The following is a 26,573-nucleotide window of genomic DNA, read 5'->3' on the forward strand; positions in this document are numbered from 1 at the left end:
CGCTCGGCGGGACCGCGACCGGCACGGGCCTGAACACCCACGAGGAGTTCCCCGGCCGCGCCGCGGAGTACATCACGAAGGAGACCGGCGTCCAGTTCCGCGAGGCCGACAACCACTTCGAGGCCCAGGCCGCCCACGACGCGATGAGCGAGGCCCACGGCGCGCTGCGAACGGTCGCGGGCTCGCTGAACAAGATCGCCAACGATCTTCGACTACTTGCTTCGGGTCCGCGTAACGGACTCGGCGAGATCGAACAGCCCGAGAACCAGCCCGGCTCCTCGATCATGCCCGGCAAGATCAACCCCGTCGTCGCCGAGGCCGTCAACCAGGTCCACAAGCAGGTCGTCGGCAACGACGCGGCCGTCTCCGCCGGCGCGGCGGAGGGCCAGATCGACCTCAACCTCTACAAGCCCGTGCTGGCGCACAACTTCCTCGAGTCGGCCGAACTCATCTCGAACGCGAGCCAGGTGTTCGGCGAACGGTTCGTCCGCAAGCTCGAGGCCAACGAGGCCTACTGCGAGTCGCGAGTCGAGCAGTCGATGGCGATGGCCACCTCGCTGAACGTCCACATCGGCTACGACAAGGCCAGCGAGGTCGCCAAGACCGCGCTCAAGGAGGACAAGACCGTTCGCGACGTCGTCCTCGAGAAGGGGTATCTCACCGAAGAAGAGGCCGACGAGGTGCTCGACCCCCGGAAGATGACCGAGCGCGGCATTCTCGGACAGGACGACTGAAGCGGCTGATCTGAACGTTTTTCAGTTCGCTGGCGAGTGCGCTGCGTCTCGTTCCGGCCGTCCGCGACGATCAGCGATCGACCGGATCGATTCGCCCCTCGTCGAGTGGATCCTCGATGTCGCCCATCACCGCCTCGAGCAAATCGGTCACGGTCACCAGCCCGACGATCTCCCCGTCTTCGATCACTAGCGCGAGTTCCTGATTCTCGGCCTGAAATTGGTCGACCGCATCGCTGACGTCCACGTCGGGGGAGAGCGTCATCGGTGGCGCCGCTAGCTCGGCGAAGTCGATATCTCCCTCGGCTAACTCCTCGCGGTGTCTGACGAAAACCGGCGTGTAGACGATTCCGCGGAAGTCAGTCAGTTCCTCGCCGACGAGCGGATACCGCGTCTGCGGTCGCTCCTCCATCTTCCGGAAGTTTTCCTCGGTATCGTCTTCGGTCGACAGCGCGACGATCTCCTCGGGCGGCACCATCACCTCTCGGACCGACTGATCGCCGATGTTGAACGCGTTCAACACCTCTTCGCGGCGCTCCTCCGGAAGGTCACCCTCCTCGAGGATCGAGCCGAGCCGGTTCCGGAGATCCGCTCGGGACTCGATGACGTCCTCCTCGGTCTCGAGCCACGCGCCGGTCATCTCGATCCCGAAGAGTTTGAGCGTCAGTTTCGCGATGCCGTCGCCGAGCGTGATGATCGGCGAAATGATCCAGTGGAACCAGTACAGCGGCTCGGCACCGTATCGACAGACCATCCGCGACCGCTCGACGCCGAGATACGTCGGCGTCTGCTCCCCGTGGGTCAGGTGAACGAGGTTGATGATGAGGAAGGCGAGGATCGCCCCACTTCCGATTGCTGCCAGTGCGGTGTTCGCGAACAACGGTTCGAAGATGGCCGCCAGCGCCGGCTCGGCGACGATTCCGACGGCGATGCTCGAGGCGGTGATCCCCACCTGACACGTCGTGAGATAGAGTTCGAGGTCGTCCGTCATCTCCCACGCTCGCTCGAGTTTGGGATTCCCGCCGACGAACTCCTCCTCGGTGAACTGCCGCGCGCGCGTCAGCGCGAACTCGATAGCCACGAAGAAGGCGTTCGCCAGGATCAGCAACACGCCCGCGATCAGTCGACCGGCGATGACGAGTGGATCCATTACGGATATCGTTTGATCACCGCACACAAATTAGTAGGGAGACCGAACCGAACGAAACCGGGTTTTTCGACCGATCTACCAGCGAGCGAACATAGTTTGAAGCTGCATGTTCACACGGAACACGGGTATGGCCATCTACCAGCGTGCCGAATACTCGAACGCGAGTAAACACGAACTCTATCCGTTCTTTATTCCCGATCTGTCTGCGGTAAATCGAGACAATGACGCCGAATCATCTCGGAATACGGCGGAATAAAATAACCAAGCAGTTTTAGCTGATGCTCACGTCTGACGAAATATGCACACCTGTCGCAACTGCAACCAGTCGTTCCAGACCGAGCTCGCCCTCGAGTTACACCGAGATACGTGCAAAAAGGCACAACTCTTCTGTCAGGTATGCGGCGAGCGGTTCCGAGAGGGGACGGCGACGCAGGACGGCTGGCACTACGAGTGTCCGAACGAGGACTGTGACGGCGACGGGCTCCAGGAGGATCTTTATCGCGTCGAGGACGTCCGGACGACGGCCCACTGAGCTCGCGATCCGCTTCTCGCAGCCACAGCAGACTCGCTCTCTCGAGCGATCGGTGAAACGTTGGTTCACCGGGTCGCGTCTCTGCCGTCGAAACTCGTTCGATGCGTCGGCTCACTCGGGAACGGACGTGGCCGATTTCAATTCGCGGACGACAGTCGACTCGTGTTCGGCGATCCCGCCGACGAGTTCGCGGGCGGCATCTTCGACGTCGTCCTCGGCGACGACCCTGTTCGCCAGCCCCAGTTCGCGGGCTCGGTCGGGATCGATCGCGTCGCCGGTGAGGGCGATCTCTTTCGCGGCTCTGGTTCCGACGATCCGCTCGAGGGGTGCGATCGCGTGCGTCGCGGCGATCCCGAACTGCACTTCGGGCAGCGACAGCGTGGTCTCCTCGCCGAGGACGAGGAAGTCACAGCGCAGCGAGAGGATGAAGCCGATGCCGACGAGCGCCCCGTGGGCCGCCACGGCCGTCGGATACGGACACGAGGTGAGGAAGCCGTAGATCTCGTCGTTCAGGCCGTCGATCTCGTCCGCGTACTTCTCGTCGTACTCCTCGTCGGCGACGATCTCCCTGTCCATTCCGGCACAAGTCGCCGGGCCGTTGCCGGCGACGATGAGCCCGTCCACCGCCTCCTCCGGCAGTCCGACGAGGGCGTCGCGTAGCTCGGAGAGGAGTTCGAGGGTGACTGCGTTGAGCTTGTCCGGACGATTCAATCGGACGGTGGCGATCCCGTCGGATCGATCCACTTGAACGAGGTCGGCTGTTGCCATGCCACTCTCCACCCGTGCGCCCCGCATAAATTCGTGGGTGATCGAACTGAACGCGACCCCGACCAGTCGGCCTCTCACGGGCCGCGAATCGCCGCCGCTTTCCCACCCTTTAATCACGATTGTTCCGTGACGATACGTATGGAACGGCTCACCCCGCGAGTGCGAGGCGTCTGGCTCGTTCTCGCGATCGTTCGAGCCGCGATTTTCGGCGGGATCATCGTTGGCGGGACGATCGCTATTTCCCGCACCGATCTCTGGACCGAAGCGCCGGCAGCACTCGTCCCGGCCGCCGTCGCGGTCGCCGTCTCGGTCGCCGTTCTGCGGATAGTCGTCGCCTGGCTGCGATACGGCGTCTGGCGGTTCGACCTCCGGGACGACGACCTCTACATCGAACGCGGCGTCTTCACGCGAACCAAGACGGTCGTCCCGTACGTCCGGGTCCAGCACGTCGACTCCCGGCGCTCACCGCTCGAGCGAACCGTGGGCCTCGCGACGGTGGTGGTGTACACGGCCGGCTCGCGGAGTTCCGACGTCGCGATCCCCGGTCTGACGCCGGCACGCGCCGAGGAACTTCAGGAGTCGCTGCGCCGGCTCGCGATCGAGAGCGAGGGTGAAGACGCCGTATGAGGAAACTCCACCCGATGTCGGTCGCCGTCCGATCGCTCTCGCGCAGTCTCAACACCGGCTTCGTCTTCTTCGTCGTCGGCGTCGTCGTCTCGCCCGGCGGAAGCGGGATGGAGCTGCTCTCGGTGTTCGGCCTCGTCCTGTTCGGAGTCGTTACCGGGATCGCCTACGAGTTCGCCTACTACCAGCGATTCCGGTACGAACTCACCGAAGACACGTTCGACGTCACCTCCGGGGTGATCTCGCGCCGGGACCGCGAACTCCCCCTCGGGCGGGTCCAGAACGTCGATATCAGACAGAACGTGATCGTCCGGCTCCTCGGTATCGCCACCGTCCACATCGAAACCGCTGGCGGCGGCGAGACCGAGGTCAGCCTCCGGTACGTCGACGAGACGGAAGCCCGTCATCTCAGGCGGCAACTGCGACGCGGCGCGAGCGCCGAGACGGGCGAAGCGGACGACGAGGCGGCGCTCGAGGGCACGGCAGAGACGAGCCGGTCCGTGACGGAGTCGACTGAGGACGAAGAACTCCTGTTCGAGATCGAACCCCGCGAACTCGCAATCTTGAGCATCTTCACCATCGATCCCGGTGCCAGCGTGCTGGGCGGTATCGCGCTCTCGTTCGCCAGCGGATTCGATCCGGAAACGTTGCTCCCGACTGACCGAATTGCCGGGCTTCCGGGCCCCGAGACGGGTATATTCCTCCTCGCATGGGGACTCCTGCTCTTCGTACTCGCGGCCTGGATCGTCAGCGCGATCCTCACGTTCACCCGCTACTACGGCTTCCGGCTCACTCGCGTCGACGACGAACTCTACTACGAACGGGGCCTCCTCCAGCGCTACAGCGGGACGATTCCCCTCGAGAAGGTCCAGACGCTGACGATCTCGGAGTCGATCCCCTTCCGGTGGTTCGGCTACGCCGCGTTGGGCGTCGAGACGGCCGGGTACGCGCCCGGTCAATCCGGCTCCCGCGGGACGGAATCCGCGATTCCGCTCGCCGACGCCGACCGCGTGGCCGCGCTCGCACGCGCGATCGAACCTTTCGGTCCGATCGACCTCGAGTCGCCGCCGCGTCGCGCTCGAGAACGGTACGTGGTCCGGTACCTGCTCGTGGTCGCCGCGTTCGTCGGAAGCGCATACGCGGTGGCGCGGTACACTGCGGTCGTTCGCCAGTGGTACGTCCTCGCCGTTCTCGCCGTGTTCGTTCCGTTCGCCGCCCACCTGAAGTGGTCGAACCGGGGCTACCGCGTCGGCGATCGGTACGTCCTCACGCGGACGGGATTCTGGCGCCGAACGACGAAGATCGTTCCCTACTATCGGGTGCAGGCAATTCTCCACGAGGCGACGATCTTCCAGCGCCGCCGTCGTCTCGCCAGCGTGACTGCCGACACCGCGAGTTCCGCCTCGTTCTTCGGCCGGGCCGCGACGGCCCACGACATCGACACCGAGCGGGGTCTCGAGTTGCAGGCGACGATCGAGGAGCGACTGCAGGAGCGACTCCGGAGTCGGAAACGACAGCGCTCGGGCGACCGGCGGTTTCGGGACGCCGCGGAATCGACGGACGACGAGTCGTCAGTCGACGAAGACGATGTGATTTGAGCCGACCACAGTCTGGTCCTTCTGAACGACAGTTCCAGATCTCATGAGTAGATAGACACGTTACCATCATCACTAGTGAATCCGACTACCGCAGATCAGGGTAATCGAAGAACACTAAGGCGCCGTTAGTGATACGCTCCGGTCAGTCCATAGGGTGTCGAATCAGCTGGCCATGTTCGACCTTCATGCAGCGGTCTTGAACCACGTCTAACCCAGCCGCTTCTGCCGATTGGGCAGCCGTATCGTTCCGTATCCCCAGCTGCATCCAGACTCCCTTCACGTCACTCCGAGCTATCGCCTGTTCTACAATTTCCGGGACTTCCTCGCTCGGCCGAAAGATCTCGACAATATCGATGGGCTCTGCAACATCGGCCAGCGAATCGTACGTCCGTTTTCCGAATATCTCGTCCGAATTTGGATTGATAGGAATGATTTCGTAGCCGTGACGCTGAAGATACGCCGGCACGATGTGTGCCGCCTTCTCGTACGACGTCGATGCCCCGACGACTGCGACGCGATTATATCCGAGAACTCGTCGGAGTTCGTCGGAATCTTCGATCGGCATACGCGAACTACTGGAGTGGGGACAATCAGCGTGTCGCAGAGTCCCGCTCAATACTATTGGTTAGATTCCGCAAGTGACACACCGACGCCATGAATACCGCGAATCACATGTTGCACTGGAACCGGTCCGTCGTCCCACGGTTCGACCGATGACTCGCCGGTCACGACTTCGATCTGAGTTCCGTCGGGGTCGGAAAACCTGCGGTCAGTCTCGTCGAACCGTTCGATCGGTCCGTCGACGTCCACACCATGCGCGGTGAGTCGGTCCAGCCAGTACTCAATAGATCTGGGAGGAATGACGAGTGCGGCAGATTGGTGTGGTGTAAGCGGCGACAATCTCCTGACGGGTGGCGAGCCCGTCAGCGAGTGATCAGCAACTGTGAATGTGTTCGATCGCGCCCATCAAATATCGTCAGGTTTGGTGATTTCGTGTGTGCCAGATGGGCCCTGATCCTCGACTCTGCGAGCGGGAGCGATCAAACACAACGTCTTCGATGGTTTGTCCCCGATAACCTCGAATTTGTGCTCAGTGGTAGGTGGCGTGACGATTGTGTCCCCGGGCGTGGCATGGAACTCCTCATCGCCGACTTCCCAATGCATCTCCCCAGTCCGGATGAAGATGATATGCGTTTCGTCGTGCGTGTGGAGTTCACTGGCCTTGTCCGAGTCGTGAGTCCGCGCGTCGATCTCACAATCTTCGAGGACGATGTGTTCGTCTGCTCCTCCCGTTTCGATGAACGGGTGGTATGCTTCTGTGTTAGGATCAGTCATTGTGGTGTCTCCCAGCTCGGAACCCGCGCCGAAGAAGTCGTGCTATGGAGCGTTAGTTCTTCTGCCGGAGAGAAGACGATACCGAGTTTTGAAGTCGCCATACCGCACATGCTGGAGTAGATGGGTGCGAACGAATCGTCGGGGAGTAAATCGGACGATGATGCCGTCGGACACGTTCAGGACGTCACCCCGTTAGAGCTATTTTTCGATCTCGTGTTCGTCTTCGCGTTTACGCAGGTTACTGGATTTCTCGTCCAGCATCAAACGTGGACCGGTATGGCACGCGGTGCGGCGTTGCTCGCTGCCCTGTGGTGGGCGTGGGTCACATATTCGTGGCTCACTGGAGCGGTTCCTGCTGAGGAGCGGCTCCCAGCACGGCTAGTGATTCTGACTGCGATGGCGGCGATGCTCATCGTGGGACTCGCCGTCCCGAGGGCGTTCGGAGGGGATGCCGTACTCTTCGGGATCGCGTACTTCGTCGTCCGGTTGCTGCATGTCGGTCTCTATGCCGTTGCCACCCCACCCGAAACGCACGACGCAGTGCTGCGAGCAGCACCTGGATTCCTGGGTGGTCCGGCACTACTCGCCGTTGCCGGTTTCTTCGATGGCCCGATCCAAGGAATTCTCTGGGCAGTGGCACTCGCGGTCGATTACGGCATCGTGTTCGTTCGCGGTGTCGAGGGGTTTCACGTCAACGCGGGACACTTCGTCGAACGGCATCGGCTCGTCCTCATCGTCGCACTGGGCGAATCGCTCGTCGCGATCGGCGTCGGAGCGGAAGGGGTACCACTCGATACCGAGATCGTCCTTGCAGCCCTATTCGGAATCGCACTCGTCAGTACGCTCTGGTGGCTCTACTTCGACTACGTCGTCCTCGCCGCAGAGCACACACTCGCTTCGACCAGCGGCCACGAACAATCCCGGCTGGCGCGCGATTCGTACAGCTACATCCACCTCCTGATGGTCGGGAGCATCATCTTCATCGCGCTCGGAATCGAGCAGACGCTCGCCCACGTCGGCGAACCGCTCGGCACAATCGCTGCCGTCGCTCTCTGTGGGGGTGGCGCCCTCTATCTGATCGGACATAATGCGTTCCGATATCGTGACCACGGGAACATTAGCCTCGAACGGCTCGTCGTGACAGCTGTCGCACTCGTATTGATCCCGGTAGCGGTGCGGATTCCCGCCATTGTTGCCCTGGGAGCTATTACACTGTTGTTCACCGGACTTGCAGCGTACGAGACGATGGAGAACGACTACCGGAGCAGATTCCGCACCGGCTGAGCGGGATCAAGACTGCGAGAACCGTTAGAACGACATCCGAGACTCTTCGTTGATTGCCCGCTTCTATTGTGAAGTGGGTACGGAACCGTGATGTAGTCCCATCGATACGATGGCCCTGACTGTCCGCTGGTTCTGAATCTGCTACTCTCCGTCAACAACATTGACATCGAGTGGCGCGGTTGATCCATACGTAATCAGCGAGCGACTCACTATGGACGAAGATAGCCACTCCTATTCCGGCGACCAGATCGAGGTGAGCTACGACGTAAACCGGTGTATCCACGCCAGAGAATGCGTTCAGGGGCTTCCAGCGGTGTTCGATCCCGACAAACGGCCGTGGATCGACCCTGACAACGCAGACGTTGACGACGTGGCGGACGTCGTTATGGAGTGTCCCACTGGTGCGTTGCAGTTCGACCGGACGGATGGCGGACCCGAAGAACCAGTACCGGAGACGAACGTCATCACGGTCTGGCCTGACGGGCCGCTGTATCTCCGTGGTGCTATCGAAATCGTGACCCAGGACGGCACGACGTTACTCGAGGATACACGCGTTGCGCTGTGCCGATGTGGTGCGTCGGAAAACAAACCGCTCTGTGACAACAGTCACGTCGACGTGGATTTCGAGGCAGCCGGGACGAAGGCGACCGCCGAGTCGGACACGCAAACTGAAGACAACGACGGAGTACTAACGGTCATCCCGATGCCTGACGGGCCGGTCCAAATCCAGGGCCAATTCGAAATCCGATACGCGGACGAGACGGAGACTACTCGAGATTCCTCGGCCGCACTCTGTCGGTGTGGTGGGTCTGAAAACAAACCGTTCTGTGATGGAACACACAGCGATATTGCCTTTTCCAGCGACGATCAGTCGGGGAGGCCGCGGTGAATCGCCGTACAGCATTGGATTTCTTATAGTAATGGCTGAAACGACTCACACGCCGATCGCATAGTCCGCGGTTCTCGCTCACTGTGTTCGCTCACGGCTCGTTTCACTCACCGTTCGCATTCCCGCGGTTCTCGCTCACTCTGTTCGCTCCGAACCGCGCCTCGCTCCGAACCGCGCCTCGCTCCGAACCGCGCATCGCTCCGAACCGCGCTCCCGCCGTGCGATCGGCTGTGCAGTGACGTTCCGTGGCGACTATAGTCGCGACAGCACATTCGGCTCTGAGAGGATAAGCGAGTAGAGGGTAGTTTAACTCCCCCACCCGTGATTCCGGAGATACGTGGCGAGCGAGTTGAACTGTATCTCGAATTTAGATTCGAGACCGTCGATATCGGCCGTATAACCCCCCGAATTGAACCATTCGTACATCTTCACGAGATCCTCGGGCTGGCGTTCTCGCGCGTCCTCGAGTGGAACGTGGACCGGCTCAACGTCGCTCCCAAGTACGTCCGTGAACGTTCCGGCCATCTCCTCGAGAGTCTGCTCGTCACCCCCGACTTCGATGGTCTCGCCGACGTACTCGTCGGGCGACGCGAAGACGCGAGCGACGACGTCACCGTAGTCAGCGACATCGAGCAGTTGCAAACTCACGCCCTCGTTCAGGGGCATTGCAAGCGTTCCGCTCCGAATGTCGTCGCGCATTCCTTCGAAGTTGTACGTGAAGTACACGGGTCGGAGAACCGTCGTCGGCAGTTCCATATCGGCGATCCGTTGTTCGACGCGATACTTCGAGATGAAGTGTTCGATCTCGTCAGTGCGGTCAGCCCCACCGACCGAACTGTAGACGAAGTGGTCGACGTCGCTCTCAGCGGCAACCTCGGCGAGATTCGTTCCCTGCTCGATTTCGCCCTCGAAGCCGGCGATGAAGTAGTTCGTGACGGCGAACACGGCATCGACATCAGCCACCGCATTCCGGAGGCTCTCGGTATCGTTGAGATCGCCCTCGACGACCGTGACACCGCGATCCGCGAGTGCTCGAGCCTTCTCGCTCGTCGCGTCACGGGTGAGGCCGTACACGGAGAAGTCGTCATCCGCTGCGAGCAATCCGTCGACGACTGCTCCGCCTTGGTTGCCAGTTGCACCGACGACGAGCACGCGTGTGGACATAGTACCGCTTGAGTGCCGAGGCTCTTTGCTGTACTGGAGACCCACACACAAGCAGGTGGTACGTCCGTTACCAGATTCGGTGACTGTTAGTCACACGCTTTAATGACGCGACGTGGTAGTGTGGTCTGATGGTGCTCTACGACCAGGTCGCTGATCTCGAACTCCACGTCGACGGGTACGACCTCGAGCTGCACGAACGGGACACATCTAGCGGCTTCACTCGAGCAACGACCGTCGTCTCGTTGCACGGCGACGGTGAAACCGGGCAGGGCGAGGACGTCACCTACGACAACGAGGATCACATCACACTTCAGGAGTCGTCAGTGGAATTCCTCCTCACAGGAGAGTACACGCTCGACGAGTTCTCCGCACAACTCTCCGAGACCGATTTCTTCCTCGGGGACGAGCCGGGGCAATCCATCTTCCGGAACTATCGCCGGTGGGCGTTCGAGAGCGCAGCGCTGGATCTTGCACTGAAACAAGCCGATACAGCTCTCGCCGATAAACTCGTCCGGGAGTACGACCCAGTGCGATTCGTCGTCAGTACGCGTCTCGGTGATCCGCCGACTGGCGACCGTATCATCGACTGGCTCGACCAGAACCCCGATCTGGAGTTCAAACTTGATCCCACCGCCGACTGGACGGACGACGTCGTCGATCGGTTGGCCGCGACTGACGCCATTTGGACGCTCGATCTGAAGGGTCAGTATCACGGAACGACTGTCGACCAGCCTGCTGATCCCGACCTCTATGAACGAGTCATCAAGGGCTTCCCGGATGCGCTCATCGAGGATCCGGCATTGAACGACGAGACACGACCCATATTCGAGGGACACGAAGGTCGCGTGACGTGGGATTACCCCATCCGCAGTGTCGAGACGGTCGAAGAACTCCCGTGGGAACCGGAGTGGCTCAACATCAAACCCTCCAGGTTCGGTTCAGTTCAGTCGTTGTTCGATACCATCGACTACTGTCGGACCCACGACATCCAGATGTTCGGTGGCGGGCAGTTCGAACTCGACGTCGGTCGCGAACACCTCCACACGATCGCGTCGCTGTTCTATCCGGACGCTCCGAACGACGTCGCTCCGAAGGCGTACAACGATCCGAACCCGAGTGGCGATCTCCCGACCAGTCCGCTTGCGCCGCCGCTGACTTCTCGGGGTCTCTCCTGGAAGTAGCGAACACTCCCGCCGTCCGAAAAACATGGGAGGTCGATTAGTCATGCACGGACACTTGAGAAATGGAGACGGTGATTGTTTCAGCATTATACGTGCATGAGAAAACCACCTAGCCGAATTCTGGACAGATTGAATTTTGTAGATAGATACACATGATAAAATCGTCTAACTAATTTCAGTGTTACAGTAAAACCGCCGCTAACACCTAAATTGAGGGTTGAAGGTACACTCAGGAAGGATGATTGTGTTACCGTTATCGGGGAGAGGGGACGCGTTCGGCGTTCGACCTGTCGTCCGCCGTTCGCGGGGTGCGGTAGAGGCGTGTGATGTCGTCGGCTATCCCTTGGAGCGTTTCCTCGTCCCGGAACTCCGCCGCACCGTTCAGGAGTTTTTCAATGGTTGCCGGGTCGGGGTTCTCGCGCACTCCCTCGTGGGTGGTCTCGGTACGCCACCGTTCCCCTGCACAGGAGTCGTCGATGCATTCCCATAGCGTTGTTCCGTTGATTGTGACGATTGGAACGGTCGATTCCCCGGACGTACAGTTCGGGCACCGCTCAGGACGATCGTTGCTCTGGTACATTCTCGTGTGAACATCGGCGCTTCGGACGGATAAACGGGAGCAAGGTGTGATACCGTGCGTCGCGGTGGATAGACACACGGATATGATATAATCTGAGGTCGGGTAGGTGGATTCGTCATGCATATCCACTTGCGAAATTCAGTCGCTGCTGTTGATTCCATCACTAACCATGCATGATAAATCAACTTGCCTGACTTCAGATGCTTGCGCGGGGGTGGCGACCTGGCGACCGAGTTCGTCGGCGACGCGGGCGACGCGTTCGACTCGAATCGACTTGTTTCGAGTGTTTCAGTCACTCTCGAATCTCGGCGTCAACTACCTCATTCCAAAGCAACTGTGATTGGCGGGGTCCCCAGCAGATCCGTATAGCAATATAAAATTTATGAGTTCGAGATCCAACACTGCTCGCCTCAAGATACTGGGTGAGAAACACACGCTATGTGCGTTGAAGATTCCGATCTGTCGGCCGATACAACCCCGGACACGTCGAGAGCTGGGCGGTGTAACACTGGCGGGGCGAGTTCACTGGACCCAACGGGACTCCAACGAAAACGCTCTCAGACGCGTTCTGAGACGATCCGAGTCGATCACGTCCACTGAAGTACGACGATACGTTCTCTGGCAAGAGATCCATCGTCGGAGTAGTGACTGGCATGCTGAGGCCGGGATGACTCTCGGTTCGCAGGTACCATGGAAGTAGACACACGGAGATGGGTGCTCGCCGAGCCGACTGCGAAGGAGACGGATCGTTGCCAGGCCGAGTCACGAGACGGTGTCGTCTGCGACGCCGACATCGGTCGATGAGAGACGTCAAACGCAAGCCCACCGACACCGACTTCGCATCCCGTCTCGCACCAGCGAGTGAGTCCCATCGAAGCGGTCTGGTTCGAGGGACGATCCCCGACATTGCTATAGTTGCCAGTCTCATGGAAGGGATCGATGATTCGATAACGCCCATCGAAATTCAGCCGTCAACAGTGGCCCCCTCGAGAGAGTCATCGAATCGAACTCGTTCCGCCCGGAACGGCTCTCGTTAATTCGATGGCCGTCGGAGTGGAGACCGATCGATGATCTCCGCTCGAGCGGTATCGTCCACCTCTATCGAGAGGCCAGTCAGTGACTGCAGGTCGCCGTCAGTGACGAATCGAAATCGGTCGCGGGCCGAACGGGACAAATTGACCACACTAATTCGGGCACCACCTCAACTCGTCATTCCAACCTCTGGGTATCTATATATGAAATGAAGGGGCCATTTTCGACAATCTAATATCCGAATCTGTGTCGCCTTCTATAATTAAATCTTGGATCATAGGACTATATTTGGCGCAATGAAGGGTATGCCATCGGAGATAAATATACTTAGCTCGAATAATAGGTAGATTGAAGATCATCGTATTTGATGGATGGCGTATGAGCGATTCAGGAGACACCTCTCGAGCATCTGTCAAGACCTACGTCCCGACCTACCAGAAATCGGAGTGGCAATCTCACGCCGACGACCTCGATATGAGCCAGAGCGAGTTCGTCCGAACGATGGTTCAGGCGGGACGAAAGGGGTTCGAATCCGGTTCTGCGGAACCCGACTCTCCGGACCCAGACCCTGGGGGTAACGCCCTCGAAACACAGGTCCTCAAACTCCTCTCTGCTGACACGTATTCGTGGGACGAACTGCTCGAGGCGGTCTCCGATGACATCGAGTCGCGACTGGACGAGACGCTCGAGGAGCTGCAATCGAACAATCGGATTCGATACAGCGGACGCCACGGGGGATACACGACCGTCGACGGTGGTGGCGATGGCGACTGAACCCACCGGCGACGCGCCGGCAGACGTGACGGAACCGATCGCGTACTTCCTCGACGACCAGCGCTATCACGGCAAGAGCGAACGGACGCTCGAGGCCTACGAGCGGGTGCTCCACCGGTTCGAGACGTTTCTCGCCGATCGATTCGACGTCGAGGCGGTCGGGGACGCCCAACGTCGAGAGTGTATGGCCTGGATTCACTCGCTACGCGGCGAGTTCGAAGACAGCACGATCGCGTCGTATGCGTCCTATCTCAACCGATTCTACGACTACATGACTCGCGTCGGTGCCTTCGACGACAATCCGATGGCGCTCGTCATGGAAGAGATGTCCGAGTCGATCGATACGAACCCGACGAGACGCGACGTCTCGGTGGGCGAAATGCGGTCGTTCGTCGGAACGATCGCCCATCCCCTCGAGCGGGCCGTCATCGTCACCCTCCTCAAGACGGGGATGCGTGTCGGCGAGTGCTGTAACCTCGATCTGCGGGATCTGCACCTCGAGCTATCGGAACTCGACCTCGAGTGGGAACCGCGCGTCGGCCTCGAGCGGCGACCCTCGTCGGTATTCGTCTCCTCCGAGCCGGCCCGCGGAACGACCGTCAACGGCGAGGAACGGACGGCCTCGAACAAGCGAAAGCGAGATACGGTCGTCCCCGTCGACGACGAGCTTCGAGCGGCGTTGCTCGAGTGGCTGGCCATCCGCCCCGACGCGATCTCGTCGGCACGGCCGCTCTTCCTCGATACCGGCTCGTCCTGGGGCGAACGGCTGACACCGTCGGACGTCCGCTATATCGTCGAGAAGCACGCTCGAGCGTACGGCTGGTACCGGACCGGCGGCGGCACCCAGGAGAACGTCACGCCACACTACTTCCGGCACTTCTTCACCACGCATCTCCGGGACCGAACCGGTGATCGGGGGATCGTCCAGTACCTCCGCGGCGACGTCGCCGGCGACGTGATCGATACCTACACCCACAACTGGGGCGATCGCGTCCGTGAGACCTATCTCGACTGTATCTATTCCGTGACCGGACGCTGATTCGTCGTGTCGGTATTTGGATGCTAGCAAAAGGCGTTCTCAATGCCTGTCTCGCGTTGTTTGTGGGCCTCCGAACGATGCTCTTTTAGCCTTCTTGCAGCAGGAGTTGGCACCATTTGTAAATAATTACTACAACCATACTCAACTATTCAGTCTCTGGTCGACCAAGTAAACTTCATACTGCTATATCGATTTGGCTGGGGGGCAGAATTTTATCCCGCCATTCTCGTCGAGAAAGCGATAACCGTTTTTCGGCGGTATCGGCTCGTATCCACGGTATCCGGGCGGCCGGTACCGGGACCGAGATGAGGAGATTATTTCAGTACTGCCGACACGAGACCCAGTATGGCCCCTCGACGAACGACCGCCCTCCTCGCCGGCCTGGTCCTTCTTAGCGGACTCTCCGTCGCCGCCGGTGCGGTGATCGACGCTCCGCCGACGCTGACAGTCGAAAACGAAGACAATACGACGTACCGAGTGACGGCGTACACCGCCGAGAACAGACAGACGGCGCTGCTCATGAACTTCGCGGTTACCGCTGAAGACGGCGACCGACGGCTCGCGACGCTCTCCCAGTTGGTCTGGCCGGAGGGGTTCCGGAACGTGACGCTGGTCGACGACGGCGTCCCGACGCAACAGGTCACCGTCGAGGCGGGTGACGAGGTGACGACGACGATCGGTGGATGGACGCCGGGCAACGTCACGGTCTACCTCGTCGAAGACCTCGGCGACAATGAAACGCACGTCCACACTGATATCGAGACGTGCACCGAACGACAACAGGAACACAGCCTGTCGATCGCGGAAGACGGTACCGGCGGTTCCTCAACCTGTGCATCCAGCCTCGAGTTGCTGCTTTCCTGATCGAATCGGCCGGCGCGAATCAGGGTTCGACGTTGAGACCGTATCCGAACTGCTCGACCCTCGATTTCGACCGATCCTCGAACGGTCGCAGTGTACAAGGGCCAATGGTGCCCACCCAGCAGCTTAATCGCCGTGCCGACTGGCCGTCACCGCGCTCCCCGCGTCACCGATCAGAACGGCGATCGAGACGGCTTGTACGGGTGCTACGACGGCGGTACTCAGGAAGCCGCCCGCAACCGGGACCTGTGCGAGTCCCCAGGCTGCGAAGCCGAAAAGGACAATGAGCCAGAAAACGGCCGACCGCCGTCCTCGAGGGTCCCGAACGCTCCGCTGGAGCGCCGTTGCAAACGACTCGCCGGCGGCCACATAGCCGGGGAAGAGGAAGAGGTGAATTCCGACGAGGGCGGCGACGACGATTGCCAGCACGCCGAGGGGTAGGCTTCCGATCTCGAGGGTAGGAGACCCGAACAAACGGGGGAGGAGCGCGGTAACCGACAGGAGTCCGAGATACCGAGCGAGCGAATCGAGACGTCGCTCGGCGTTCAGAGCGCGTGTAATCGTCACCCATCCGGCGATACCGATCGCCAGTACGACGACCAACTCGAGGGCGACAGCGCCGACGAGAAACGGTAATTCGAGGTCGATGAACGCACCGATGCGTCTGATCGTTCGGGGGATTCCCCGCGGGAATACCGAATACTGAACGCTGATCGTCTGTCCGAACGAGTCCGGCGTCGTTGCTGGGATGGGATCCCACTGACGAAGCCGGTCGGTGAGCGCGACGAGCAACCCGGCGACCACGAACGGGACGACGAGTACCGGATCGCGGCGGATACGTGCGCTCGTTGCTCGCAGGACGGCGACGGTCCGTGCTCCGGGCAGTGTCGCCAACGTCGACGGCTCGGCGGTCGGATCGTCGCCTGGTTCGACCGTCATGTTGCTTCCTCCAGGGCGATGACCCGTTCTCGATTGACAGCGTAGAGAACGCCGTCACCGACGATCGGTGGCGAGAGCGGGACCTGTGACGGTCGGTATTCGAACCGTTTCTCGCCGGACGCGGCATCGATCGCGACCAGCGAGAATCCCGATCGGACCGCATACACGACGCCGTCGGCCACGACCGGCGACGTCGACCCATCGAACGGCGTCGTCCACAGCGACTCGCCCGTCTCGAGGTCGCGTGCGTGCATCGACCCCTGTTCATCGGCGAGGAAAACGATCCCGTCGGCTACTGCCGGTGCGCTCTCGGTGATGTTCCCGTCGTGGGTCCGTATCCACAGACGATCCCCGCTGGTAGCGTCGAGCAACCGGATATCGTTGCGAGTCGGGACGACGAGTCCCGCCTCGGTCGCTACCGGTGCGAGAACCGTTTGTTCGTCGAGTTTGCGCTGCCAGCGTTTTGCTCCCGTCTCGGCGTCGTACGCGGTCACCTGCCGGGGCCAGTTCGTCACGAAGACGATCCCGTCCATCACGGCGGGCCTATTGAATGCGGCACTCACCTTGTCGTCCTCGTAAGTGCTGCGCCACAGGATCCGACCGTCGTCCGGGTCGAGGGCCGCGATCGAATTCGTTCCGGGGATCGCGGTATAGATCGTCCCGTCGGCAGCGACCGGAGTCGCCGGGTCGGCAGGACCGAAGAAGCCGGGACCGGGGGACTGCGGTCCCGCCCATCGCTCGGTGCCGACGGATCGGTTCAGCACTGGAAGATCGATTCCTCCGCCCGCGTTCACTCCGAAGACGCCGGACGGTGCAGTCACCGCGAGCGTGGCGGTTTCGTAGACGGACGGTCGGGCACGGGCGAGGCTCGACTGATACGGGCCGGGGTGGCCGAACTGCCGCGCCCCGGTGTCGCCGTTCAGCGCGAGCAGACCGTTCCCCGCCGCGTATATCGTGTCGCCCCGGCGAATTGGTGGGGCCGTCCCACGGAACCAGCCGGTCGTATCGTGTGCCCAAGCGATTTTGACATCGTCTTTCGGTCCGGCCGCCGCGGGATTGTGGCCCGTTCCAGCGGGGTCGTACCGGCTCATCGGCCAGTCGTATCTGGACGTGGAACCGGATTCCGTGCCGCTGGTACCGACCGTGCCAGCGACCGAACCGGCGACGGTGAGTCCGGCCGCTCCGAGAAATCGACGTCTAGAGGGGACCATTACGATGAGCGTTCGGCGCTGGGTGTATAATTCTTGACGATATACGGCCGAAAAGACGGACGGATCGGAGCGGTTTCAGTCGGCCCGCTCGACCAGACAACGAAAGCGAGACGGTACTCTCGGACCGTCGCAAAACGAGGCGGCTAAGCGTCCTCCTTCTCCGGACGCTACTGACCGACCGCGAGTTCCGTCTCGAGGTCGGCCCCGTCCAGCAGCGAGCGAACGAGTTCGACCGTCTCGGTTGTCTCCGCCGCGTTCTCGAGCAACACCGTTTCGCTCGGGAACAGTTGCTCGCCGAGCAGGAGACCGTAGTCGCGGGCGGTCGAGCCGGTGACGGTCAGGTAGACGCCGAGGCCCGCGTCGGCGATGGCCGCCTCCTCCTCGCGGCCCTCTTCGGGGTAGCGGAATTCGACGCCGTCGAGCGTTCGCGTTCCGAGCACGGCCTGGACGAGCCGTTCGTATCTGGGCTCGATACAGAGCGGACCCTCGTAGCTCTCGAGGAAGTCCCGATCGACCGATTCGGCGGACGGGACGACATCGGGCGTGGCCAACAGTGTGTGGTAGACGGTGTCGCCGAGCCCGGTGACGACCTGGACGTCAGTGTCGGAGGGATCGATTCGAGCGTTCACGTCTGCGATCCTGTCGAGCGGCTCCGGTCGCAGCTCGACGACCTCCTCGAGGACGAGATCGGCGCTGTCGAAGCCGAGGGCAAACTCGTGGGTCCGAAGCGAGCGGAACGGCTCCTCGCGACCCACGAGCTGGATCGCCGCGTCGTCGGATGCGCCCTCGACGTCCGCGATCGGGATCGTGACGCTGTCGAAGACGATCCGCCGCGGCTTTCCGGCGCGGTCGTCCCGTAGCAGCGTGTACTCGGGTTCGGTCGGATCGTCGACGGTGCTGTAGTCGGCGAGACGATGGTAGACGTCCTCCACCTCGGGATCGACGGCGTCCTTCGTGACCGCCTTTTCGTGGCGGAGCGTCGACGTGATGTCGTCCGCGAGCGCGGGAACGTCGAGGCGACCTGCGATCCGGTCGAGCACCGACTCGAGCGGTCGCCCCTTTCGTGGCACAGCGATCGGTATCGTCTCGCCCATCGACCGACTCTCTACTGGCGATAGATAAACGAGTTGTGTTTCAGGAACAGTGATGGCCCGATGCCGTCGCGGTCCGCACTCAGTCCGAGAACATCGAGCCGAGCTGGTCGCGCCACTCCTGGATGTCCGTGACGTCCGCTTGCACGTCTTCGAGGTCGTCCGCGACCGTCTCGAGGTCGTCTTCGACGCGCTCGATCTCGCTTTCGGCCCCTTCGAGATCGTCTTCGAGTTCGGCGACGTCGGTGTCGATCTCCTCGACGTCGTCCGTCAGATCGCCCACGGTATCGTCGAGTTCGTCGACGTCGTCCGCGACGCCGCCGATGTCCGCCTCGAGATCGGCGTTCCAGTCGGTGAGGTCCGCGACGTCGTCGTCGAGTTCGTCGACTCGCGAGTCCGTCCCGGCGAGCCGATCGTCCATCGATGCGAGGTCGTCCTCGAGCCCCTCGAGATCGGTCTGGAGCTCCTCGATGAGCTGTGCACCGGTGCCGTTCTCCTCGAGGAACGTCTCGAGCGCGTCGGTGTAGGCGGTGACCTCCTCGACGCGAGTCTGGAGGTGTTCGACTTTCGCGATGTCGGGACCCGAGGGCTCGAGATCGAGTTCGGATCGGATGGTCTCGAGTTCGTCCTCGTCGACCGTGCCGTCACGAATTTCGGCCGCGAGCTGTGCCACAATCGACCCGCCGAATTCGGGTCCGGCGTTCGGAGCTTCGGCCGCCGGTTCGGCTGCCTCCTCGGGTTCGCTGTCCGTCTCGACCGAGTCGCCCGCGGCTGCGGTGTCGGTCACGGACTCCTCGTCGTCGACCGTCGCAGTCGACTCGTCGTCCGTTGCCATCGGTTCGGCGTCGCCGTCGGTCGGTTCGTCCACGGCGGTTGCCTCGTCAACGTCCGTCTCGATCGTCACGTCCGTCTCCGAAGCGTGGTCGTCCTCGGATTCGTCGGCTGGCCCGTCAGGCGCGATCGCCGCGTCGGCCTCGAGATCGAGTTCGATCTCCGGTTCGTCCGCATCATCGTCCTCGACGGACGGTTCGTCGTCCGCCTCGCTTCCGTCATCGCCCTCGGGCCCCGGAATCTCTTCCTCCTCGAAGCCGAGATCGATGTCGGGCGTCTCGTCGTCCCCGTCGTCCGCTTCGACGTCGACCGGCTCCGGATCGGGATCGACGTCTCCCAGATCGAGATCGAGTTCCGCCGACTCATCCTCGAGCGCCGCGGATTCGTCCGCCGGTGCATCCGCGGTCGCGTCAGCCTCGAGGGCCGAATCCGACGCTGGATCGGCGTCCGCCTCGTCGGCCGCGGCCGCATCGTCCGGGTTCTCGTCGCCCTCGAGCCCCGGAACGGTGTCCGAGTCGCCGGCGATCATGTCCTTGACGGCCTGATTGCGATCCTCGGATACGATGTTGCTGATAACCTCGTCGTCCACCTCGTCGGCGGTCGAGCGGTCGTCGTCATCGTCGGCATCGAGTTCGACGACCGACGGCTCCGTGAGGAACTCAGCGGCCCGGCTCTCGTCGTCGAGTTGGATACCGTAGACCGTCACGAGCTGGTCGTCGGACTCGAGCGCGCCGGTGAATTCGACGTGGTTGTCCTGATAGGCCGTCCAGTCGTCGCTGTGATAGTCGGGGTGGAATCCGACTTTGTCCATCGGGAACGATTCGGGGATGTCCTCGGAGAGCTGAAACGTGACCGGGTCGTCGCGGTCCGATTCGATCTCGAACCGGATCGCGGGAACCGGGAACTCGTCCGCTGTAAACGTCTTCCGGACGGAGATCCCGTCTGCGCTGACGTCGATTGCGTCGTCCGTGTCGGCGGTGCCGCTCATATGAGACCAACGTTACCATACCATTACTATAAAACGTGCGGACAGTCTGGGAGCCGATTCGCGATGGGGCCTACAGGTCGACCCGGTCCCCGATCTCGACGACCTCGAGTCGCCGGGGATGGTCGAAGCTCGCCGCGTGGTGGTGTAGCGCCGTCGGATCGGCGGTGAGCCCCTTCCACATGTCCCAGTGACTCGGCAGGAGCCGCTCGGTCTCGAGTGCGGCGGCACACTCGACGATCTGATTCTCGTCGTTGTACCAGCGGGTTCGCTTCGGCTCGCGGGTCTGCTTGTCGGGAATCCGTCCGACGGTGCCGAACGCGAGCGCCGCGAGATCGATGTCGTACTCGTCGCCGACCCGCTCGAAGTCGTCGGTCGGTTTCGTGTCGCCGCCGTGGAAGAAGGTCCCGGCGTCGTGTTCGAACACGTAGCTCACGGGGTGGGTCGCGTCCGGATCGTTCGCACCCTCGACGTGAACCGTGAATTCCCCGATCTCGAGCGCCTCGCCTTCGGCGACCTCGATCAGCTGATCGTTCGTCACGTCCCACTCGTCCGTCCAGGACTCATCCTCGCGGGCGACCGCGATGCTGTCGTCGGGCGCGTAGAAGGTCGCGCCGGTGTTCGCGAGAATCGGAGCCTGGCTCGGGCCGTGGACGTGGTCGGTGTGTTCGTGCGTCGCGAGGACCACGTCGGCCTCGTCGACGGCAGCCGGATCGAACGGCACGGGGATCATGCGGACCGTCCGCGGCGGATCGCCCAGTCCGAGGTACGGGTCGATGTAGATCGTCGTTCCCTCGCTGCCTTTGACGATAAATCCGTTACAGCCGAGATACCAGATCGCAACGCCCGTCGGGTTCGCCTCCTCGACGTCGCGAACGAGCCAGTCTCCCCAGTCGCTCTGAATCATATGCGAGGATGTGAGGACCGACAGGGTAAGTGTTGCCGTCTGCGCTGACGGGTCGACGAGGACGGCGCGTGAGAGGACTCGAGAAATGCGAGGGTGCGAACGGACCGTTCACAGTCCCTCGCGAAAGCTGCGGGCGGCAGCCCTCGCGCCGCGAGCCGAGCGTTTGATGCCGCTACCAGGTACCGTGGAACGTGTCGAACGAGAGGCTATCGAGCGGTTCGTCGCCGACAGCGATCCGATACTCGCCCGGAGTGAGCATCGGTTTGTGGAACTGCGGGCCGTCGTCCGTCGTGATCCGCGGGCAGCCGGTGTTGACGAACGCGTCCATGTCGAAATTCCGCAAGCGGTCCGGGGTCACTTCGTCCATCGTGATGAGGTAGGCGTTATCGTTGTCGTCGATGATCTCCTGCGCTATCTCCCAGCGCCCCTGTCCGATCTTCGTACAGAAGATGACGCCCCACTTCTCGGCGTCCATCGCGCGATGAATCGCGCCGTAGCGCTGTTTCATGAACTTCTCCGTGTCCGCCACGGTGACGACGTTGTTGACCGGATCCGCGATGACGACGTGTTTGTCCGGGTGTTCCATCGCCAGCCCGAGCGGGTGGAACTTGCCGCCGCCGACGTAGAGGACTTGTTCCGCGGGCACGTCAGCGCTCGCGTAATTGCACCCGAGCACCTGCCCCTCGTTGGTCAGCCGCTCGTCGCCGCGACGGCTCTGAACCTCGTAGCCGCGCTCCTCGAGAAACGCCGTCATCTCCTCGTACCGGTTCATGTGCTGGGCCGTCGTGACGAGGCCGACGCCCTCGGTCTCCTCGGGCGGCTCGAGGGTGTCCAGCGATTCCTCCATGATCGGCGTGACTTCGACGTTCGAGAACAGCGGGACGTAGATCACCTTGTCAGTGTCCTTCATCGGCGAGTGTCCGAAGTGGACGAACACGTCGGTCCGCTTCATCAGATACGTATCGAGATCGCAGGCGCCGTAACAGGGCTGTCCCGAGAGCATGAACGTCACGTCGTCGTCGGCCAGCGCACGAAGGTCGTCGGCGACGGCCGGCCCGCGTCGCTTCAGCCCCTCGGGGAACTGCAACCCGACCTTTTTCGCGTCACGTTCCTCGATCGCCTCGATGATCTCCTCGAGTTCGTAGTCCCACTCGCGATCGTGCTTGAGGCTCATCCCCGTGTTTCGGAGGTCCCCCTCGGTATACTCCGACTCCTGACTCATTGACCGTCCTAACGGCCACGAACGTATATACTCCACGCTGTCCGACGCGCACGAAAACGGCGTGCTGAACGGCGAACGAGTCGGTTCTGTCAACGAGCCGTCCGCGGTTCGGTATAGTAGCTACTGAAAGTCACTGTCCACCTGACCGCACGATAGCATTTCACTGCCCACCTGATCGCGCGATAGCGTTGCGATCAGTGTGTAAATCGTTTCAGTGGCTACTAGAAGTGATTCCCGATCAGGGACGCTCGCTCGCAGACTGTGGCTGGGCGGGGGAGCCGAACTCACACGTCGCGAAGGCGGCTCGAAAGTCGTCGCTATCGAACGTTTTAACCAGTTCGTCCAGCTCCGCGAACACCTCGTCGAGTCGGCGCTGAAGCGTCTCGTACTCCTCGTTCGCGATGTCGCCACGCGATTCAAGCGCGCCGCGCTCGGCGGCGAGCGTCGCACATTCCGCGACGAGATCCTCGTACCGGGCTCGACGGACGAGTCGGTCGACGGTCTCGAGCAGCGCCGCGTTTTCGACGGGTTTCTCGAGCGCGGCGCCGACTGCGGGAAACGGGCTGACCTCCTGATCGTCGCACAGGACCGCCATCGTCTGTGCCGTCATCCGGCATCCGATCTCGGCTGCGACGACGGTTCCGGAATCGGTCCGAAGATCGTGGCCGACCAGCACTGCGTCGGCGTCTTCGAAGATCGAGAGCGTTTCATCGCCGTCCGTCGTCGTCTCGACCCGATACTCGTCGGCGAGCCACGATCGCAGCTTCCTGACGACGGTCGGATCGTCGTCCGCGACGAGGACGGTGTTCGTGTCACCAGCCATAATTTGAGATGGTGGTACCTCACGACCCGACCGATATGAAACTATGGGTAAATTAACTGTTATTTACACGTTATGCCCCGATCAAATCGTCGGATCCGTCTCCGGCGAAGTTGATCGTCGTCCCGGCCCACTCGATCGCAACGCTTCGGTCGGACGGTCGAATCGGTCTCGATCGGGCGCCCAACCCGGTTTCGATCAGGACCCCCGTCGTCCGGACGGGTCCGTTCATTCCGGTCAGAGTGACGATCTCCGCCGGTCAGCGCATCGGTTCGTTTCCCGTCCCAACAGTCATAGTACTGGAGTGTAAACGGTGGGTTAATGGCAGCGGAACAGGTCCCAGACGGGTATCTCTTCGACCTCTATCGTCGATACATCGGTGAACCGGAAGATCGAACTGACGTCTACGTCGGATTCGGGTTATTCCTGGGCGGCATCGGACTGGCAGTCGTCGCGCTGTTGCTCTTCCTCTGGGGTAACGCGTTCGAGGCACGTTCCGCGGGATACTTCGCGTGGGTGGGTCCCGCGTACGCGCTCGCGATGATGGCGCTCCCGGTCGTAATGCTCGGGATCGTTACGCTCCTTCCGTCGGAACGGCGGATGTTGTACGCGTCGATCGGCGGCGTGGCGATCACCGTCGCCGCGGTCGCCGGTTTCCTCTTCGTCTATCCGAAGGACTGGAACGGCTACGGGGCCGATTACACCGTTCAGGTCGTCGCAGTGTACGCCGTCGGCCTCGCCGGCATTACCGCCTCGACGGGGGCGGCACTGATCGCCCACTACCTCGATATGGCACAGCAAGCGGAAGCGGTGGTGACTGACGAGGAGACCGATGACGACGAGTCGGAGCTGACCGACGCGGAGATTCAACGGGACATCGACGATGCGATGGAGGGCGTCGAACTCTCGTGGGGCGGCGTCCAGAAGACCGAACACAAGCGTCTGAACTTCTCGAGCGACACCCTCGACGACGTCAGCATCGATTCCGACGCCGGCACCACGACCACCCGATCGACGGGCGTCGACGCGCAGGTCGACGGTCTCAAGGGCCTGAAAGGGGGCGAAACGAAAGAGACCACCTCGAGTTCGACCGTCGACGACCAGACGGCGAAACTCAAAGAGCTTCGGGAGCAACAGCGGGCCGAAGAGTTGGCGACGGCCGACGACGACGGCGCCGTCACGACGGTGACGAAACCGTTCTCGAACCTGCTCGATCGCTTCCGAAACCTGGTAAAACGGAATTAAGACGGGGCTACGGAAAGAGGTAGCGTCTTTTCTCGTAGTATCAGTTTCGAAAGTTTCGCACATAGATTTATAATCCGTCAGTGGTCTTCCCAAGACATGGCTAAAGGCCTAGACGTCGGAACGATGAACATCCTGTCAGCACAGCAGGATGGGAACGACACGGTTTTCGTGCAACAGCGTAACTCCTTCGTAGAGATCGAGTACTCGGATATGGCCGAGCAGATGCTCTCACGAAGCGAAGTCCTCCACATTCGCAAAGACGACAAGGTCTACGTCGTCGGCGACGATGCGCTTAACTTCGCGAACATCTTCAACAAGGAGACCCGCCGGCCGATGAAACACGGGATCCTCTCGAACGACGAACAGAGCGCGATCCCGATGATGAAGCTCATCATCGAGCAGGTCGTCGGCGAGCCCGCCTATCCGGACGAGAAGCTCTACTTCTCGTCCCCGGCGGATCCGATCGACTCCGACCTCTCGACGCTCTACCATCAGAAGACGATCGAGTCCTTCCTCGACGACATGGGCTACGACTCCGAACCGATCAACGAGGGGATGTCCGTCATCTACAGCGAACTCGCGGACAACAACTTCACCGGCCTCGGCATCTCGTTCGGTGCCGGGATGACGAACGTCTGTCTCTCCTACTACGCGGTGCCGGTCATGAAGTTCTCCGTCGCCCGCGGCGGCGACTGGGTCGACGAGCAGGCCGCCCGCGCGACGGGCACACCCGTCGACAAGGTCACCTCCATCAAGGAAGACGACTTCGAACTCGACTTCACCACCGACGTCGGCGGCGTCGAGGGCGCGCTCTCGATTTACTACGAGAACCTGCTGGACTACGTCATCGAGAACATCGTCAGCGAAGTCGACGAAGAAGACGTCGAAGAGGGGCTGGACGTGCCCGTCGTCGTCACCGGCGGCACCTCGAGTCCCAGCGGCTTCGAGGCGCTGTTCCGCGATCACCTGGACGAGGCGAACATTCCGTTCTCGATCAGCGGCGTCACGCACGCGAACGAACCGCTGTACAGCGTGGCACGCGGTGGCCTCGTCGCGGCTCGCTCCGACGAGGACGTCGACCACGAAGAGGAAGCAGAGGACGCCGAAGCGGCGGCCGCAAACGAGTAACCTGTCGGTTCTGCGGATCGCGATTTTTCTGGAGTGGTATTCGTTCGGCCTCGAGCACCGCGAAACGACGGCTCGCGTTCAGGTGTCGGCCGACTCCTCGTAGAATCGATTAAACGCGTCTCGCCAAGACTCGACGTCCTCCCCGGTCGGTTGGTGCTCGACGGGGATGTCTGCGAACCCACACCGGGAACACGAGATCGTCGACACGTCGTCGAGCGAGAGTTCTTCGATGGCCCCCCCACACCGTGGACACTCGTCCATACCTGTAACTTCCACGGGATGTCCTTAACTCTATTCGAAACTGTCGTGAAACCGTACCGTTCGCGCTCCCGAGACGGATCGCTCGCCGACGAGAACGACGTCGTCGCGTTCGGTAACACATTGGAACGCTTGTATTACTACCACGTATTCAACAACCTTTTTGTATGCAAGCCATGTATGGTCGGACAATGAGTACGACATCGTCACCCGAGTCCGCGATCGACCGGTGTCAGCCGGCCGATGCCACTCCCGTCGCCCTCGAGGCGACTGCGCTCGAGTCGACCGCCCCCGAATACCTCCGTGATCTCAAGCGCGAGCTGACCGCGGACGGGCTGGTTCCCGCCGAGTTGACCGTCGCGGCGTGTTTCGACGAGGACTGTTCGCTCGCGAC

Annotated in this window: 27 protein-coding genes and 1 pseudogene; 13 read left to right on the forward strand and 15 right to left on the reverse strand. The window is 61.6% G+C overall.

Annotated features, from left to right (window positions below; genetic code table 11):
- On the forward strand, positions 1-734 hold a 734-nt coding region (locus PGX04_RS11225; protein ID WP_273738582.1), incomplete at its 5' end, for a lyase family protein.
- A 70-nt stretch (positions 735-804) separates the two neighbouring features.
- Here PGX04_RS11225 and PGX04_RS11230 read toward each other — a convergent pair.
- Positions 805-1,881 carry a hemolysin family protein gene (locus PGX04_RS11230; protein ID WP_273738583.1) on the reverse strand — a complete coding sequence of 359 codons (1,077 nt, stop codon included), beginning with the start codon at positions 1,879-1,881 and terminating at the stop codon, positions 805-807.
- Positions 1,882-2,179: 298 nt separating this feature from the next.
- Between PGX04_RS11230 and PGX04_RS11235 the strand changes: the two genes are divergently transcribed.
- On the forward strand, positions 2,180-2,413 hold the full coding sequence (locus PGX04_RS11235; protein WP_273738584.1) for an HVO_2901 family zinc finger protein: 234 nt from the start codon (positions 2,180-2,182) through the stop codon (positions 2,411-2,413).
- Positions 2,414-2,524: 111 nt separating this feature from the next.
- Here the strand turns inward: PGX04_RS11235 and PGX04_RS11240 are convergent, their stop codons facing one another.
- Complete coding sequence (locus tag PGX04_RS11240) at positions 2,525-3,181, reverse strand: enoyl-CoA hydratase/isomerase family protein (protein ID WP_273738585.1); 657 nt, start codon at positions 3,179-3,181, stop codon at positions 2,525-2,527.
- Positions 3,182-3,319: 138 nt separating this feature from the next.
- Between PGX04_RS11240 and PGX04_RS11245 the strand changes: the two genes are divergently transcribed.
- Both PGX04_RS11245 and PGX04_RS11250 read left to right on the forward strand, forming a co-directional pair.
- Positions 3,320-3,808, forward strand: coding sequence for a PH domain-containing protein (locus PGX04_RS11245; protein ID WP_273738586.1), 489 nt, complete (start codon positions 3,320-3,322; stop codon positions 3,806-3,808).
- The gene (locus PGX04_RS11250; RefSeq protein WP_273738587.1) at positions 3,805-5,403 is read left to right on the forward strand and encodes a PH domain-containing protein; all 1,599 of its coding nucleotides are present in this window, start codon (positions 3,805-3,807) and stop codon (positions 5,401-5,403) included. Before PGX04_RS11245 ends, PGX04_RS11250 begins: the two co-directional genes overlap by 4 nt.
- Positions 5,404-5,545: 142 nt before the next feature.
- On the opposite strand, the gene PGX04_RS11255 is transcribed toward PGX04_RS11250, so the two are convergent.
- The 3 genes and pseudogenes from PGX04_RS11255 to PGX04_RS11265 form a co-directional block, all read right to left on the reverse strand.
- Complete coding sequence (locus PGX04_RS11255; RefSeq protein WP_273738588.1) at positions 5,546-5,968, reverse strand: CoA-binding protein; 423 nt, start codon at positions 5,966-5,968, stop codon at positions 5,546-5,548.
- Between the two features lie 83 nt (positions 5,969-6,051).
- A pseudogene (locus PGX04_RS11260) lies at positions 6,052-6,297 on the reverse strand (VOC family protein); the annotation flags it as partial.
- Between the two features lie 72 nt (positions 6,298-6,369).
- Positions 6,370-6,738: a cupin domain-containing protein gene (locus PGX04_RS11265; RefSeq protein ID WP_273738590.1), complete on the reverse strand. Its 369-nt coding sequence runs from the start codon at positions 6,736-6,738 to the stop codon at positions 6,370-6,372.
- 120 nt (positions 6,739-6,858) lie between these two features.
- Between PGX04_RS11265 and PGX04_RS11270 the strand changes: the two genes are divergently transcribed.
- On the forward strand, positions 6,859-8,022 hold the full coding sequence (locus PGX04_RS11270; RefSeq protein ID WP_273738591.1) for a low temperature requirement protein A: 1,164 nt from the start codon (positions 6,859-6,861) through the stop codon (positions 8,020-8,022).
- A 211-nt stretch (positions 8,023-8,233) separates the two neighbouring features.
- On the forward strand, positions 8,234-8,911 hold the full coding sequence (locus PGX04_RS11275; RefSeq protein ID WP_273738592.1) for a CDGSH iron-sulfur domain-containing protein: 678 nt from the start codon (positions 8,234-8,236) through the stop codon (positions 8,909-8,911).
- A gap of 306 nt (positions 8,912-9,217) precedes the next feature.
- Here the strand turns inward: PGX04_RS11275 and PGX04_RS11280 are convergent, their stop codons facing one another.
- Complete coding sequence (locus PGX04_RS11280) at positions 9,218-10,075, reverse strand: NmrA/HSCARG family protein (protein ID WP_273738593.1); 858 nt, start codon at positions 10,073-10,075, stop codon at positions 9,218-9,220.
- A gap of 131 nt (positions 10,076-10,206) precedes the next feature.
- On the opposite strand from PGX04_RS11280, the gene PGX04_RS11285 reads away from it, so the two are divergent.
- Positions 10,207-11,256 carry an enolase-like domain-containing protein gene (locus PGX04_RS11285; RefSeq protein WP_273738610.1) on the forward strand — a complete coding sequence of 350 codons (1,050 nt, stop codon included), beginning with the start codon at positions 10,207-10,209 and terminating at the stop codon, positions 11,254-11,256.
- A gap of 253 nt (positions 11,257-11,509) precedes the next feature.
- Here PGX04_RS11285 and PGX04_RS11290 read toward each other — a convergent pair whose 3' ends face one another.
- On the reverse strand, positions 11,510-11,836 hold the full coding sequence (locus PGX04_RS11290) for a hypothetical protein (RefSeq protein ID WP_273738594.1): 327 nt from the start codon (positions 11,834-11,836) through the stop codon (positions 11,510-11,512).
- 1,410 nt (positions 11,837-13,246) lie between these two features.
- On the opposite strand from PGX04_RS11290, the gene PGX04_RS11295 reads away from it, so the two are divergent.
- From PGX04_RS11295 to PGX04_RS11305, 3 genes are all read left to right on the forward strand, one after another.
- On the forward strand, positions 13,247-13,642 hold the full coding sequence (locus PGX04_RS11295; RefSeq protein WP_273738596.1) for a DUF5805 domain-containing protein: 396 nt from the start codon (positions 13,247-13,249) through the stop codon (positions 13,640-13,642).
- The gene (locus PGX04_RS11300; protein ID WP_273738597.1) at positions 13,632-14,681 is read left to right on the forward strand and encodes a tyrosine-type recombinase/integrase; all 1,050 of its coding nucleotides are present in this window, start codon (positions 13,632-13,634) and stop codon (positions 14,679-14,681) included. Before PGX04_RS11295 ends, PGX04_RS11300 begins: the two co-directional genes overlap by 11 nt.
- A gap of 345 nt (positions 14,682-15,026) precedes the next feature.
- Positions 15,027-15,545, forward strand: a complete 519-nt coding sequence (locus tag PGX04_RS11305) for a hypothetical protein (protein ID WP_273738598.1) — start codon at positions 15,027-15,029, stop codon at positions 15,543-15,545.
- A gap of 123 nt (positions 15,546-15,668) precedes the next feature.
- Here PGX04_RS11305 and PGX04_RS11310 read toward each other — a convergent pair whose 3' ends face one another.
- The 7 genes from PGX04_RS11310 to PGX04_RS11340 form a co-directional block, all read right to left on the reverse strand.
- Positions 15,669-16,481: a hypothetical protein gene (locus tag PGX04_RS11310; RefSeq protein WP_273738599.1), complete on the reverse strand. Its 813-nt coding sequence runs from the start codon at positions 16,479-16,481 to the stop codon at positions 15,669-15,671.
- Positions 16,478-17,692 carry a PQQ-binding-like beta-propeller repeat protein gene (locus tag PGX04_RS11315; RefSeq protein ID WP_273738600.1) on the reverse strand — a complete coding sequence of 405 codons (1,215 nt, stop codon included), beginning with the start codon at positions 17,690-17,692 and terminating at the stop codon, positions 16,478-16,480. Before PGX04_RS11315 ends, PGX04_RS11310 begins: the two co-directional genes overlap by 4 nt.
- A 167-nt stretch (positions 17,693-17,859) precedes the next feature.
- Entirely contained in the window at positions 17,860-18,786 is a 927-nt protein-coding gene (locus tag PGX04_RS11320; protein WP_273738601.1) for a phosphoribosyltransferase HisG-related protein, read from the reverse strand.
- Between the two features lie 79 nt (positions 18,787-18,865).
- A complete protein-coding gene (locus PGX04_RS11325) occupies positions 18,866-20,602 on the reverse strand; it encodes a midas domain-containing protein (RefSeq protein WP_273738602.1) in 1,737 nt (578 codons plus the stop codon).
- Positions 20,603-20,672: 70 nt separating this feature from the next.
- Entirely contained in the window at positions 20,673-21,506 is an 834-nt protein-coding gene (locus tag PGX04_RS11330; protein WP_273738603.1) for an MBL fold metallo-hydrolase, read from the reverse strand.
- Positions 21,507-21,678: 172 nt separating this feature from the next.
- Positions 21,679-22,728 carry a diphthamide biosynthesis enzyme Dph2 gene (gene dph2 / locus PGX04_RS11335; RefSeq protein WP_273738604.1) on the reverse strand — a complete coding sequence of 350 codons (1,050 nt, stop codon included), beginning with the start codon at positions 22,726-22,728 and terminating at the stop codon, positions 21,679-21,681.
- A 238-nt stretch (positions 22,729-22,966) separates the two neighbouring features.
- The gene (locus PGX04_RS11340) at positions 22,967-23,551 is read right to left on the reverse strand and encodes a HalX domain-containing protein (RefSeq protein WP_273738605.1); all 585 of its coding nucleotides are present in this window, start codon (positions 23,549-23,551) and stop codon (positions 22,967-22,969) included.
- A gap of 318 nt (positions 23,552-23,869) precedes the next feature.
- Between PGX04_RS11340 and PGX04_RS11345 the strand changes: the two genes are divergently transcribed.
- Complete coding sequence (locus tag PGX04_RS11345) at positions 23,870-24,793, forward strand: cell division protein CdpA domain-containing protein (RefSeq protein WP_273738606.1); 924 nt, start codon at positions 23,870-23,872, stop codon at positions 24,791-24,793.
- A 96-nt stretch (positions 24,794-24,889) separates the two neighbouring features.
- Entirely contained in the window at positions 24,890-25,921 is a 1,032-nt protein-coding gene (locus PGX04_RS11350) for a disk-shape morphogenesis protein volactin (RefSeq protein ID WP_273738607.1), read from the forward strand.
- Between the two features lie 78 nt (positions 25,922-25,999).
- Here PGX04_RS11350 and PGX04_RS11355 read toward each other — a convergent pair whose 3' ends face one another.
- Complete coding sequence (locus PGX04_RS11355; protein ID WP_273738608.1) at positions 26,000-26,182, reverse strand: zinc finger domain-containing protein; 183 nt, start codon at positions 26,180-26,182, stop codon at positions 26,000-26,002.
- Positions 26,183-26,370: 188 nt separating this feature from the next.
- On the opposite strand from PGX04_RS11355, the gene PGX04_RS11360 reads away from it, so the two are divergent.
- A partial coding sequence (locus PGX04_RS11360; RefSeq protein WP_465263806.1) for a DUF7961 family protein occupies positions 26,371-26,573 on the forward strand: 203 nt, incomplete at its 3' end.

Source organism: Natrinema soli, assembly GCF_028618695.1.